Source organism: Rhodococcus sp. IEGM 1302 (assembly GCF_030056935.1).
Lineage (GTDB): Bacteria > Actinomycetota > Actinomycetes > Mycobacteriales > Mycobacteriaceae > Rhodococcus_F > Rhodococcus_F qingshengii.
The window spans coordinates 17,002-28,936 of the sequence record NZ_JASHKY010000043.1 but is presented as its reverse complement, the minus strand read 5'-3'; the positions used below and the strand labels follow the sequence as shown (position 1 = coordinate 28,936).

At 63.8% G+C, this 11,935-nt stretch carries 13 protein-coding genes and 1 pseudogene; 7 read left to right on the top strand and 7 right to left on the bottom strand.

Features of this window, described 5'->3' with window-relative positions:
- From QM609_RS28300 to QM609_RS28290, 3 genes and pseudogenes are all read right to left on the bottom strand, one after another.
- Positions 1-272: pseudogene (locus tag QM609_RS28300) on the bottom strand (TIGR02569 family protein); the annotation flags it as partial.
- A gap of 45 nt (positions 273-317) precedes the next feature.
- Complete coding sequence (moeZ, locus tag QM609_RS28295; RefSeq protein WP_003942292.1) at positions 318-1,505, bottom strand: adenylyltransferase/sulfurtransferase MoeZ; 1,188 nt, start codon at positions 1,503-1,505, stop codon at positions 318-320.
- 47 nt (positions 1,506-1,552) lie between these two features.
- A complete protein-coding gene (locus tag QM609_RS28290; protein WP_007731223.1) occupies positions 1,553-2,599 on the bottom strand; it encodes a DUF3152 domain-containing protein in 1,047 nt (348 codons plus the stop codon).
- A gap of 328 nt (positions 2,600-2,927) precedes the next feature.
- Here QM609_RS28290 and fasR point away from each other — a divergent pair, with 328 nt between their 5' ends.
- Complete coding sequence (gene fasR / locus QM609_RS28285) at positions 2,928-3,599, top strand: HTH-type transcriptional activator FasR (RefSeq protein WP_003942309.1); 672 nt, start codon at positions 2,928-2,930, stop codon at positions 3,597-3,599.
- Between the two features lie 69 nt (positions 3,600-3,668).
- On the opposite strand, the gene QM609_RS28280 is transcribed toward fasR, so the two are convergent.
- Positions 3,669-3,899 (bottom strand): DUF3107 domain-containing protein, encoded by a 231-nt coding sequence (locus QM609_RS28280; protein ID WP_003942312.1) that lies wholly within the window; start codon positions 3,897-3,899, stop codon positions 3,669-3,671.
- Positions 3,900-4,006: 107 nt separating this feature from the next.
- On the bottom strand, positions 4,007-4,702 hold the full coding sequence (locus QM609_RS28275; protein WP_039973220.1) for a ferritin-like fold-containing protein: 696 nt from the start codon (positions 4,700-4,702) through the stop codon (positions 4,007-4,009).
- 377 nt (positions 4,703-5,079) lie between these two features.
- On the opposite strand from QM609_RS28275, the gene QM609_RS28270 reads away from it, so the two are divergent.
- Together QM609_RS28270 and QM609_RS28265 are read left to right on the top strand one after the other, a co-directional pair.
- Complete coding sequence (locus QM609_RS28270; protein ID WP_030534998.1) at positions 5,080-6,684, top strand: DEAD/DEAH box helicase; 1,605 nt, start codon at positions 5,080-5,082, stop codon at positions 6,682-6,684.
- A gap of 9 nt (positions 6,685-6,693) precedes the next feature.
- A complete protein-coding gene (locus QM609_RS28265; protein WP_050654901.1) occupies positions 6,694-7,896 on the top strand; it encodes an Rv3212 family protein in 1,203 nt (400 codons plus the stop codon).
- Positions 7,897-7,911: 15 nt separating this feature from the next.
- Here the strand turns inward: QM609_RS28265 and QM609_RS28260 are convergent, their stop codons facing one another.
- Positions 7,912-8,709, bottom strand: a complete 798-nt coding sequence (locus QM609_RS28260) for a ParA family protein (protein WP_003940948.1) — start codon at positions 8,707-8,709, stop codon at positions 7,912-7,914.
- Between the two features lie 71 nt (positions 8,710-8,780).
- Between QM609_RS28260 and QM609_RS28255 the strand changes: the two genes are divergently transcribed.
- On the top strand, positions 8,781-9,404 hold the full coding sequence (locus QM609_RS28255; RefSeq protein ID WP_080552758.1) for an acid phosphatase: 624 nt from the start codon (positions 8,781-8,783) through the stop codon (positions 9,402-9,404).
- 17 nt (positions 9,405-9,421) lie between these two features.
- Positions 9,422-9,901, top strand: a complete 480-nt coding sequence (locus QM609_RS28250) for a GNAT family N-acetyltransferase (RefSeq protein ID WP_003940724.1) — start codon at positions 9,422-9,424, stop codon at positions 9,899-9,901.
- A gap of 42 nt (positions 9,902-9,943) precedes the next feature.
- Here the strand turns inward: QM609_RS28250 and QM609_RS28245 are convergent, their stop codons facing one another.
- Positions 9,944-10,414 carry a membrane protein gene (locus tag QM609_RS28245; RefSeq protein ID WP_019747799.1) on the bottom strand — a complete coding sequence of 157 codons (471 nt, stop codon included), beginning with the start codon at positions 10,412-10,414 and terminating at the stop codon, positions 9,944-9,946.
- Between the two features lie 41 nt (positions 10,415-10,455).
- On the opposite strand from QM609_RS28245, the gene QM609_RS28240 reads away from it, so the two are divergent.
- Together QM609_RS28240 and QM609_RS28235 are read left to right on the top strand one after the other, a co-directional pair.
- Positions 10,456-11,412 (top strand): diacylglycerol/lipid kinase family protein, encoded by a 957-nt coding sequence (locus tag QM609_RS28240; protein WP_007731209.1) that lies wholly within the window; start codon positions 10,456-10,458, stop codon positions 11,410-11,412.
- A gap of 255 nt (positions 11,413-11,667) precedes the next feature.
- The gene (locus tag QM609_RS28235; RefSeq protein WP_003940950.1) at positions 11,668-11,922 is read left to right on the top strand and encodes a WhiB family transcriptional regulator; all 255 of its coding nucleotides are present in this window, start codon (positions 11,668-11,670) and stop codon (positions 11,920-11,922) included.
- Positions 11,923-11,935: the final 13 nt, after the last annotated feature.

Here is an 11,935-nt window from a genome sequence, read left to right as displayed (position 1 = left end):
GGCGATCCGACGATGAAGGTGTCGGCACGCCAGCCCGAGACGACGTAACGACCGTCGGTCGAACGCACCGGTCGAGCCAGCCGAACGCCGTCGACTTCGAGGTTCTCTCGCACCTTCGCCGACCACGCTGCGCGGGCATGATCCGCGACTGCTGAAAGGACGACGTCTCCACACAGCCACCCGCCGTCCCAATCCGCACCGAGTGGGATGGGATCGACTTCACGGAGGCCGAAGGTGGAGCACACGTGCTGGGGAGGTTGGCCTGTGCTCACACCCCAACGCTACCGGTGCGCGGCGCCGCCTCCCGCGAGGCGCGCCTAGTAGACCGGCAGACTCGCATCCACCTGGTTCGCCCAGGCGATCGCGCCGCCTTGAACGTGGACCGCGTCGGAGAAACCGGCGTTCTTGAGAAATGCCAATGCCTCGGCGGAACGAATGCCGGTTTTGCAGTACAGCACTATCTGCTTGTTCTGCGGCAACGTCGCCAGAGCTTCACCGGACAGGATGCGGTCCTTCGGGATCAGCACGGCCCCCGGCAGATGCATGATGTCCCATTCAACCGGTTCTCGTACGTCGACCAGCTCGATCGACCGTCCCTCGCCGATCATGGCCTCCAGTTCGGGCGCCGTGATCGTCGAACCGACAGCAGCGGCACTCGCCTCTTCGGACACGACACCGCAGAACGCGTCGTAGTCGATCAAGGCGGTGACCGGCACGCGGGTCGGATCACGCTGAAGGCGGATCGTCCGGAACGTCATCGCAAGTGCGTCGTAGATCATCAGGCGTCCGAGAAGCGGTTCGCCGATCCCCGTGATGAGCTTGACCGCCTCGGTCGCCATGATCGAACCGACGGTCGCGGGCAGGACTCCGAGCACACCACCCTCGGCGCACGAGGGGACCATGCCTGGCGGCGGCGCCTCCGGGTAAAGATCGCGATAGTTCAGTCCCGCGCCGTCCGGGGCGTCTTCCCAGAAGACCGAGACCTGCCCTTCGAAGCGGTAGATCGAGCCCCACACGTACGGCTTTCCCGCGATGACGGCAGCATCGTTGACGAGGTACCGCGTCGCGAAGTTGTCCGTACCGTCCAGGATCAGGTCGTACTCGGAGAACAGTTCGACCGCGTTGGAGTTGTCCAGGCGGAACTCGTGCAACCGGACGTCGACGTGCTCGTTGATTTCGAGAATCGACTCCTTCGCGCTGAGCGCCTTCGGGCGTCCGACGTCGGAGCGTCCGTGAATCACCTGACGCTGCAGGTTCGACATGTCGACCTCGTCGAACTCGACGATCCCGATGGTGCCCACTCCTGCGGCCGCGAGGTAGAGCAGTGCCGGTGAACCCAATCCACCGGCGCCGATGAACAGGACTCGTGCATTCTTGAGCCGCTTCTGACCGGTCATGCCTACGTTCGGGATGATCAGGTGCCGGCTGTATCGGGCAACTTCCTCCCGGCTCAACTCGGCTGCCGGCTCCACCAGTGGTGGCAATACGACGGGTGTTGCAGACACCGCGAAACACTCCTAGTTCAAGACGAGATCAGGGATTCTCGATCCGGTCACGCTCGGGGGTACGGCCACGGATTGAAGCGGCACGTGAGTCCGTTCATCGGAACGACGCCCTCGGGATCAAGCCTAGCGATGTCGTTGTTCGCGGTTCCGAAGGTCTGCTGCATCATGATCGGTGCGAGTCCGCCTTCGGTCTCGCACGGCTGATGAGCGGCGTATCCGATGGCATGGCCGACCTCGTGATTGATCTGATACTGCCGATACGAGCCGATGTCGCCCTGGAACGAAATGGCGCCTCGCACCCATCGCGGTTCGTTGAGCAGGACTCGGTCCATGCTCGGGTTGTAGCAGGATCCTTCGAGTTCGATTTCGTATCCACAGCCTTCGCGGATCGTCATCTGTGAGGTCAAGGAGATCCGGAAGTCCGGCTCGCCGGCGTCGACGCGCCGGAACGCGACCTTGGGATCGTTGGTCCAACTCTTCGGATTGGCCAGTGTCTGGTCGACCATGCGTCCGTACGATTCGTCTCCGCCGAAGCCGGTCGTGTCGACGCCGTCCTCGATCTCGACCGTGTACGTGAACTCGCGTTCGGTTCCCTGTCCGACCTTGCCCGTCGTACCTGGTACGACGTGCCACGTTCCACCCCCCGCGACGGTGAACGGACCACCGTCGGGAAGGGCACCGGACGGTATCGACGAGGCAAAAGTTCCGTCTCCGGCCGGTGGGGCACCGATGACATCGGTTCCGTCGGTGCTGTGCGCGAGGTCGGCGGTGGCCGACGTCTTGCTCGCGGAGTCTGTGGCGTCCGGCCGCACCGCATCGACGATCACAAGAATGGTGAGCACCACGAGAACCGGAATCGCGTAGGCCCGCCAACCGTAGGTCGAGACGAAGCGCCCGAGCTTGCTCTGCTTTCGCGCTGCCCGGTCCGGTCGCGGATTACGCGGGGTTCGGCCCACTTCTCGTTTGGTCGGATCCCATTGGGCGCGCAAAGGCTGATGGGAGGAAATGCCGCGATAGTCGCGTTCGCCGTAGGCACGATCATCCGGCACCTCCGGCCGACGTTCGTCGCGAGGCGCTCCAGTTCCGCTACGCATTCGACGTTCCTCACGTTCAGGGTTCTGCGTAGTTCGTCCACGCATGCGCGGTCCCCCTGGGTCAGTCACGTCGTCCAGAATCTCACACACGGCAAGTCGCTCGCCCGGGCTGACCGAAACTTGCTGGTCCTGGCGTGTCATGGCAGCCCGTCCTGTAACGAGAAAGACCGCTGGTCTCGCTCACCGAGGCACGCGCGACTCGCCCGGGCGACACACGGTATCGTTCATTCGGCTACGACCGGTGTGACGGAGGATACTGGCGGGTACGCACACGCGACTCGCGGATCCGCGCGCCGACCGAATTACTTTTGCTCAGATTGGAAGCGACATGACAGAACTCGCGGATCGGACTGACTCCGATCGCGGTACAACGGCTGGCAAGCCTGCCGGAACACGTCGCAGCACCCGCCTCCCGCGCGATGCGCGCCGCCTCCAGCTCCTCGCAGCTGCAAGTGAGGTATTCGTTGCGAACGGGTACCACTCGGCCGGCATGGACGAGATCGCCGAATGTGCCGGTGTCAGCAAGCCAGTTCTGTACCAACATTTCCCAGGCAAACTCGAACTGTACGTCGCAGTCCTGCAGAGTTACGTCGACAGCCTCATCTCGGGTGTACGCCAGGCCCTGCGATCGACGACGGACAACAAACAGCGTGTCCGCGCCGCGGTCCAGGCGTTCTTCGACTTCGTCGACAACGACTCCCAGGGCTTCCGCCTGGTGTTCGAGTCCGACATCATGGGCGAACCTCAGGTCCAGACACGCGTCGAACAAGCCACCGAAGCCTGCGTCGACGCCGTGTTCGACCTGGTGAGTCAGGATTCCGGACTCGATCCGTACCGCGCGCGCATCCTTGCGGTCGGTCTTGTCGGTGCCAGCCAGTTCACTGCGCGGTACTGGCTCGAGGCCGCGCGGCCGATCCCGAAGGAAGAAGCCGTGGAAATCACCGTGACCCTCGCGTGGGGCGGTCTCTCACACGTGCCGCTGCAAGCCGAAACGAAGTAACCGGAACCCGAACGAGAATGGGCGGGCAGTCTCACGACTGCCCGCCCATTCTGCTGTTACGGCTACGCGTCAGACGGTAGGCGCGAATCCGACCTTGCGGATATCGGACGGACCGATCTCCACGTACGCCACACGAGAAGCCTGCACCAGGAACTTGCGGCCCTTGTCGTCGACGAGAGCCAGAACCGGCTCGCGGCCACCGAGGACAGCCGCGACCAGTGTCTCGACCTCGTCAGGGGTCTGTTCGCTGTTGACGATGAGCTCACGCGGGCTGTCGATTACACCGATCTTGACCTCCACGGTCAACCTCCGAACTGTTCGTGAATTACATCCGTTGTCGACGCAAGGCTAATGCAGCAACGACCGCCCACGCTCCTCTGCACGCTGTGCCCAGAGCGAACAGGCACCTAGACGAGTCCGAGAATCGCCATCCGCTCGGCATGCTTTGCCTGCATGCCGTCGAACAACGCGACAACTCCGTTGAGGTCGCCGGAGGCGGAGATCACCAGATCGGTGAGATCTTCACGCTGCGCCAGCACGAACTGTGCCTGCGTGATTGCTTCGCCCAGAAGACGGCGTCCCCACAGCATCAACCGGTCCTTGGCGCGAGTACTGGCCTCCACTGCTGCCTTCACCTCGAGCACCACGAACTCCGAGTGGCCCGTCTGGGACAGCACGTCCTCGACGATTTCCGCGACATCCGCCGGGAGGGAGTGCCCGATCTCGCGATAGAAGTCGGCAGCGATTCCGTCGCCGACGTACGCCTTCACGAGCGATTCCAGCCACGTCGACGGTGTCGTCGACGCGTGGTAGTTGTCGAGAGCTCGAACGAACGGGTCCATGACGGTGAAGATCTCGTGGCCACGTTCCGTCAACGCCGTTTCCAGAGTCTCGAAGTGGTCCATCTCGGCGGCGGCCATGCTGGCGAACGCCACCTTGCCTCGCAGGTCCGGTGCCATTTGTGCGTCCTCCGCCAAACGGTAGAACGCCGAAATCTCGCCATACGCGAGAACGGCAAACAAATCGATCACGCCAGGGTGATCGGAAGCGACTCGGCCTCCGGTTCCAGCGTCCGTCGAAGCATCAAGATCGTGTGCGCCCATGACTACGAACTGTAGTGCTTCGACGGCCGACGCGACCGGCAAGGACCGCATGTCCGATTCGGTGATCTTCGACATGTCATCGCGAGGGACGGACAACGTGCAGCTACAATGGTCTTGGGAGTTCGCCAGTTCCCCCGGGCCAATTGGTTAGCCGGGACGGCTGTATTCACACGAACCCCACCGATAATGTGCGCGCACCTGCATCGACGGTTGTCGCCCGCTTCGCCGAGATCTCCGGACGGTTCGAATTCGTCCGAGTGGAATTCAGTGCTGAGGCGTAGGCATGACCGAAGAAAAAGAGGGCATCGACATCGGCCGACTTACGGCCTGGCCCCTTACCTTGTGCGTGCGTACCGCCACGAGGAAAGGCTAGTCCCCTGAGCAAGATCACTGTCGACCACGAAGACGAAGCAACCGAGAACACCGTTTCCGTCCAGCTCGACGACACCCATGTACCCCCGAGCTTCGCCGAACTCGGTGTCCGCGACGAAATCGTCCGCGCACTGAACGAGATCGGCATCGAGCGCACCTTCGCCATCCAGGAACTCACCCTTCCGTTGGCTCTCGCCGGTGACGACCTCATCGGTCAGGCCCGCACCGGAATGGGCAAGACCTTCGGTTTCGGCGTCCCGCTCCTGCATCGCATCGTCACCGCCGAGAACGGCACGGCTGTTCTCGACGGCACGCCCCGCGCTCTGATCATCGTTCCCACCCGCGAGCTGTGCATCCAGGTCGCCCGCGACCTCGAGAACGCCAGCAAGTACCTCCGCGTCGGCGATCGTGGTCTCCAGGTTCTGCCCATCTACGGCGGCCGTCCGTACGAGGCGCAGATCTCGGCACTCCAGAAGGGCGTCGACGTTGTCGTCGGCACCCCGGGTCGCCTGCTCGACCTCGCCAACCAGTCGCACCTGATCCTGGGCAAGGTGGGCGTTCTCGTCCTCGACGAGGCCGACGAAATGCTCGACCTGGGATTCCTCCCCGACATCGAACGCCTCATGGGCATGGTCCCCGACAAGCGTCAGACGATGCTCTTCTCCGCGACGATGCCCGGCCCGATCATCACCCTGGCTCGCACCTTCCTGACGCAGCCGACGCACATCCGCGCCGAAGAGGCCGAATCCTCCGCGGTGCACGATCGCACCAGCCAGCACATCTACCGTGCACACGCGCTCGACAAGGCCGAGATGGTCGCCCGTGTTCTGCAGGCCGAAGGCCGCGGCGCGACGATGATCTTCACCCGCACCAAGCGCACAGCCCAGAAAGTCGCCGACGATCTCGCCGAGCGCGGCTTCTCCGTCGGTGCCGTCCACGGTGACCTCGGCCAGATCGCCCGTGAAAAGGCGCTGAAGGGCTTCCGTAACGGCAAGGTCGACGTTCTGGTCGCCACCGACGTCGCTGCCCGCGGTATCGACATCGACGACGTCACCCACGTCATCAACTACCAGTGCCCCGAGGACGAGAAGACCTACGTCCACCGCATCGGTCGTACCGGCCGCGCCGGACGCACCGGCATCGCCGTCACGCTGGTCGACTGGGACGACATCCCTCGCTGGCAGCTCATCGACAAGGCACTGAGCCTCGGAATCCCCGACCCGGTCGAGACCTACTCCAGCTCGCCGCACCTCTACGAAGAGTTGTCCATTCCGGCCGATGCCAAGGGCACTGTTCGCAAGGCCAAGGCCGCCCCTGAGAAGGCAGCAACGGACAAAGCAGCAACGGACAAAGCGGACGCGCCGAAGTCGACCGACTCGGACGGCAACGAAGAGAAGGCCGCTCCCCGCCGCAACCGGACCCGTCGCCGCACCCGCGCCGGCGCTTCGACCGACGCCGCGACGTCCACCACCGCCGGCGCCACCACAGCTCCCCCTTCGGCACCCGCGGCAACCGCTGCCGAGAACTCGGACGAAGACGGAGCGGCCAAGCCGCGTCGCCGTCGGCGTCGTCGCCCCGCGGCTTCCGCGACGGCAGGCGCCGCAGAGTAAGCTGCCGATGTGCTGGCTCCCGAAAGGCGTACTCGCTCAGATGTGATCGGTGCGCTGGCAATCGCGCTGGCCGTAATCGTGGCGGTGACCGTTGTGTGGTTGCGCAGTGATGCGCGCGGAACCACCTCGGTCACCGCTGAATCTCCACTCCCACCTCTGTCGACGTCGGTGTTGTTACCCGACATCCTGAAACAGACGTGGGAATCTCCGAGTGCCGACTCGACGGCACCGATCACCGTCGGAAATGCCGTCGTCACCGCCGACGGCACCGAGGTGATCGGCCGCGATCCGGCAACGGGCGAAGAAGTGTGGCGATACGCGCGCAACATTCCGCTGTGCGGCGCGATCGGTTCGTGGGATCGCGTCGTCAGCGTCTATCAGGATGATCGCGGTTGCTCTCAGGTCACGTCACTGGTCGCCGACACCGGCGCCCGAAAGGACCAGCGCAACAGCGACGCCGATTCCGCGGTCAGCCTTTCAGCGGACGGCACCTACCTGATTTCGCGCGGCAGTGAGCGAATGGAGCTGTGGCGCTCGGACCTCGTCCGAACCCTCGAGTACGGCCGGGTCGACGCGAAGGTCAACCCCAACAAGCAACCCCGCACCGGATGCACGCTGCTCGACGCTGCGTCGAGCGCCAACCGAGTCTCGGTACTCGAACGCTGCCCCGGTGAAGCCTCCAACAGGTTGACGGTGATGAATCCCGCACCCAAGGACGCCCAGGAACCCGAAGAGTACGGATCCGCGATTCTCCTCGACTCCGAGGGCGCCCGCCTGCTTGCCGTGGCCGGCGAAAAGACGGCCGTCTACCTCCCTGCCGCCAACGGAACCGTTTCTCGCATCACTATTTTCGACGGATCCGGCAATCCGATCGTCGACTATCCGATCGAGGGAACGGTGACCGAAGGCGCCCGCACCCACGCCGACAAGGCTTCGATCACGTGGTGGACCGGCTCGCAGACCGTCAACCTGCGCCTGAGCGATCTGGCTCCGACGTGGATCGTCAACGGAACGTCAGGACCCGGAAGCATGGTTGCCGGTCAGATGCTCATCCCGGTTCCGGGCGGCATTGCAGCCGTCAGTCCGTCGGACGGAGCGGTGCAGCGCATGATCGCAGTCGACCGCGGTGAGACGACGACGCCGATCGTGCTCGCCAGTGCGGGCGAGACGATTCTGGAACAGCGCGGCGACACCTTGTTCGCGCTGCGCTAGAAGCTCTCACCTTCCTCAGAGCGCCAGTTCCGGCGCGAAAGTCACGACTTCATTTCCAGCCCAATGCTTTACGAGATTGTCGGCGAGTTCTCGATAGGCATCCGCGCCCTTGTTCTTTCGTCCGGCGAGGACCGTCGCACCCGACGCGGACGCCTCGGCGAACTTGACGGTGCGTGGGATCGGAGGCGCCAGAACGGCCAGGGAGTAGCGGTCGCTGACGTCGGCGAGCACGTCGCGACTGTGCGTGGTTCGAGCGTCGTACAGAGTCGGAAGTGCGCCGAGCAGAACAAGATCCGGGTTGGTGATGGCTTGGACTTCACGAACCGTACGCAGCAGCTGTCCGACGCCGCGGTGTGCGAGGGTTTCGCACTGCAGTGGAACCAGAACCGACTGCGCCGCAGTCAATCCGTTGAGTGTGAGCACACCCAACGACGGTGGGCAGTCGATGATGATGACGTCGTAAGAGCCCAGGAGCGGAGACAGCGCCCGCTTGAGCGCGAACTCTCGACCGGGTCGCATCAGGAGCAGCGCTTCGGCGCCCGCGAGATCGATCGTGGCCGGCAGGAGATCCATACCGTCGTCCGTCTTCAGCACGGCGTCGACCGCGTCGAGATCACCCGCCAGGACCTCGTTGACCGAACGCTCGAGGCGATCCGGGTTGTGTCCGAGCGAGAACGTCAGGCAGCCCTGCGGGTCGAGATCCACCACCAGAACTCGTTGTCCGAGCGCGGACAAAGCCGCACCGAGAGAAGCGACGGTGGTGGTTTTAGCCACGCCGCCCTTTTGATTCGCCACTGCGAGAACCGTCGTCACACGTAGATCCTTGCGCACTTCGCGCCAGGAGGCGAGCCACACACGCGAGGCAGCCTGCAATGATGGTCGACATGACGTCCCAGTCCGCCCCCTCGTCGATCCCCCTCGGTGCTCGCGTCGTACTCATGCGACACGGTGAAACCGAGTGGGCACGCACCGGGAAACACACGGGCCGGACCGAGGTTCCGCTGACTCCGCTCGGCGAGATGCAGGCAACCGCGACCGGAAATCGCTTGCGAACCCTCGACCTCCGGAACCCCATGATTCTGACGAGTCCGCGGCTGCGCGCACAGTTGACGGGTGATCTCGCCGGCCTGCCGGAAGAGCGAACCTGGGACGCACTGTCCGAATGGGACTACGGCGATTACGAAGGCCTCACGACGCCCGAGATCCGCGCAACGGTGCCCGATTGGACCGTCTGGACGCACCCGTGCCCCGGCGGCGAGCAGGCCGATCAGATCCACGCCCGCACCGACATGGTGCTGTCGATGGTGCGTTCGCAACTACCCGAACGCGACGTGATCCTGATCGGGCACGGCCACTTCTCACGCGCACTCATCGCCCGCTGGCTCGAGCTCCCGGTGACGGAAGGAAAGCGTTTCGCCTTGTCCCCCGGCGCATACTCGGTTCTCGGTTACGAGCACGGCGCCACCCACCTCGTCCATCACAACGTGCCGCCGCTCGTCGAGGCTTGAGGCCTAAGATTCTCCCTATGATCCGACGCGCCACGCCCGCAGACGTCCAGCCGATCACCGACATGATCTACGAGTTGGCCGACTACCAGAAGGCCCTCGACGAGTGCACCGTGAAGGCGGAACAGATCGGCGAGGCGTTGTTCGGGCCGGCCGCGACGGCCTTCGCGCACGTCGCTGTGAATTCGGCCGACGACGTCGTCGGCATGGCATTGTGGTTTCGCAATTTCTCGACGTGGGACGGCGCTCACGGCATCTACCTCGAAGACCTGTACGTCAAGCCCAGTCAGCGCGGATCAGGCCACGGGAAGGCTCTTCTGGCCGCACTCGCCAAGGAGTGCACCGACAACGACTACACCCGGCTGTCCTGGTCGGTGCTCAACTGGAACACCCCCTCGATCAAGTTCTACGAGTCACTCGGTGCCGACGCGAAGACGGAGTGGACCACGTATCGCCTGACCGGTACTCACCTCGGAGCTCTCGCCGCCGAAGCTGAGTAGAGCGGAAGCTGAGTAGGTCTGAAGCAGCGTAGGCGTTCCGTCCTACTTGTCCCGCGGCTCTTCGGTCTCGTCCGGGCGCCCCTCTTCCGGCGACACCTCGTCTGCGTACGCTCCGTACTCCGCTGCCATCCATCGAGACGTCGGAGCCGAGAACAGGCAGCCCAGAGCGCCGAGAACGACGACACCCAGAACGATGCCGAGTGGCACCTGATGCGAATCGGTCAGGAGCGACCAGGCGACCGGCAGGAGCAGCAACTGCGCGACGACGGCAATTGCCCGGCCCCACCGGCGGCCCGTCAGCAAAGCGATACCGGCAGCCAACACCGCGCCGCCGAGGATCGCGACCCAGGCGGCAAATCCGTATCCGTTGGTGACGCTCTGATCGTGGCCGGTTGCACCGCGAATCACTGCGACGATCGCGAACCCGGCGGCAACCAGCCCTTGAAGCGTCACGAGGGCACCTGCCCATGTGACTGTCTTGGGCAGGGCGTTCGGACTGGCGGTATTCGGCACGAGGCCAGCCTAGAACACGACACCGGATAGGCTCATGCCCCGTGCGCGCACTGCTGATCGTCAATCCCAATGCCACCTCCACCACCGCTGCCGGTCGTGACCTGTTGGCACACGCCCTCGAGAGTCGGGTGCGACTTACTGTGGCGCACACCACACATCGGGGTCATGCCGCCGAACTGGCGCGCGAAGCCCACGAAGACGGCTTCGGCTCGGTGATCGTCCACGGCGGCGACGGAACGGTCAACGAAGTGGTCAACGGACTGCTCGGGTCACCGCATCCCGCGTCGATGAAATCGGTTCCGGTCGGTCCGATCCCGACGATCGCTGTCGTCCCGGGAGGCTCGGCAAACGTTTTCGCGCGCTCACTCGGTATTGCCGCCGACCCGATCGACGCCACGAACCAGCTCGTCGACCTCCTCTCCGAACGGACCAGGCGCCGAATCGGGCTCGCACACTGCGACAACCGTTGGTTCACGTTCAACGCCGGAATGGGCCTCGACGCCGATGTGTGCGAGGCCGTCGACGCCAGCCGTAAGAACGGTGACGCCGCCACACCCGCCCGGTATGTCCGAACCGCGATCGCGGCGTTCTTCCGTGCCAAGCGAGCCGAACCAGCGCTGACCGTCCACCTTCCCGATCAGGATCCCGTCTCCGGAGTCCACTACGCATTCGTCTCGAACTCGAGCCCGTGGACATATCTGGAAGAGCGTCCCGTCCACACCAATCCGGGAACGACCTTCGACAGTGGACTCGGCATCTTCGCCATGACGAGCACCAAAGTTCTGCCGTCCCTGCGGGTTGTGCGGCAACTACTCGCACGCGGCGCGGAGCCGAAATCGAAGGTCCTCTTACGCACCGACGACGTCCCGACAATCACCATCGAATCGTCGCGACCGATCGGACTCCAGATGGACGGCGACTACATCGGACTTCGTGAAAAGGTCGAATTCACCTCGGTCCCGGATGCACTGGAAGTGTTCGCACCGATTACGACGTGAGTCAGGCAACACGTTTGACCTGCAAAAACTCTGGTGCCAAAAGGTCGAAATCGGGTAAAATGCCGGTGACGCCCAGGTGGCCGTCAGGTGTGTCACAAATTAGTGAGTTGGCCCACGAACCCGTTCAAACCTATTGACATACCGCGAGTTCGTGAAAGCATTCACAAGTAACAGTGCGGAAACATTGATGACGCACACACAAACTCATTGGTACCAAATGGTGTGAATACACACCCAATTAAGGAGCGAAAAAAGATGGACTGGCGCCACAACGCAATCTGTCGCGACGAGGATCCCGAACTGTTCTTCCCTGTGGGAAACAGTGGACCGGCCCTCGCTCAGATCGCTGATGCCAAGGTTGTCTGCAACCGCTGCCCCGTCACCGCCGAGTGCCTGTCGTGGGCTCTCGAGTCCGGCCAGGATGCAGGCGTCTGGGGCGGAATGAGCGAAGACGAGCGTCGCGCACTCAAGCGTCGTAACGCACGTACCCGTGCACGCACTTCCGTCTAGGTAGAACCGAGAC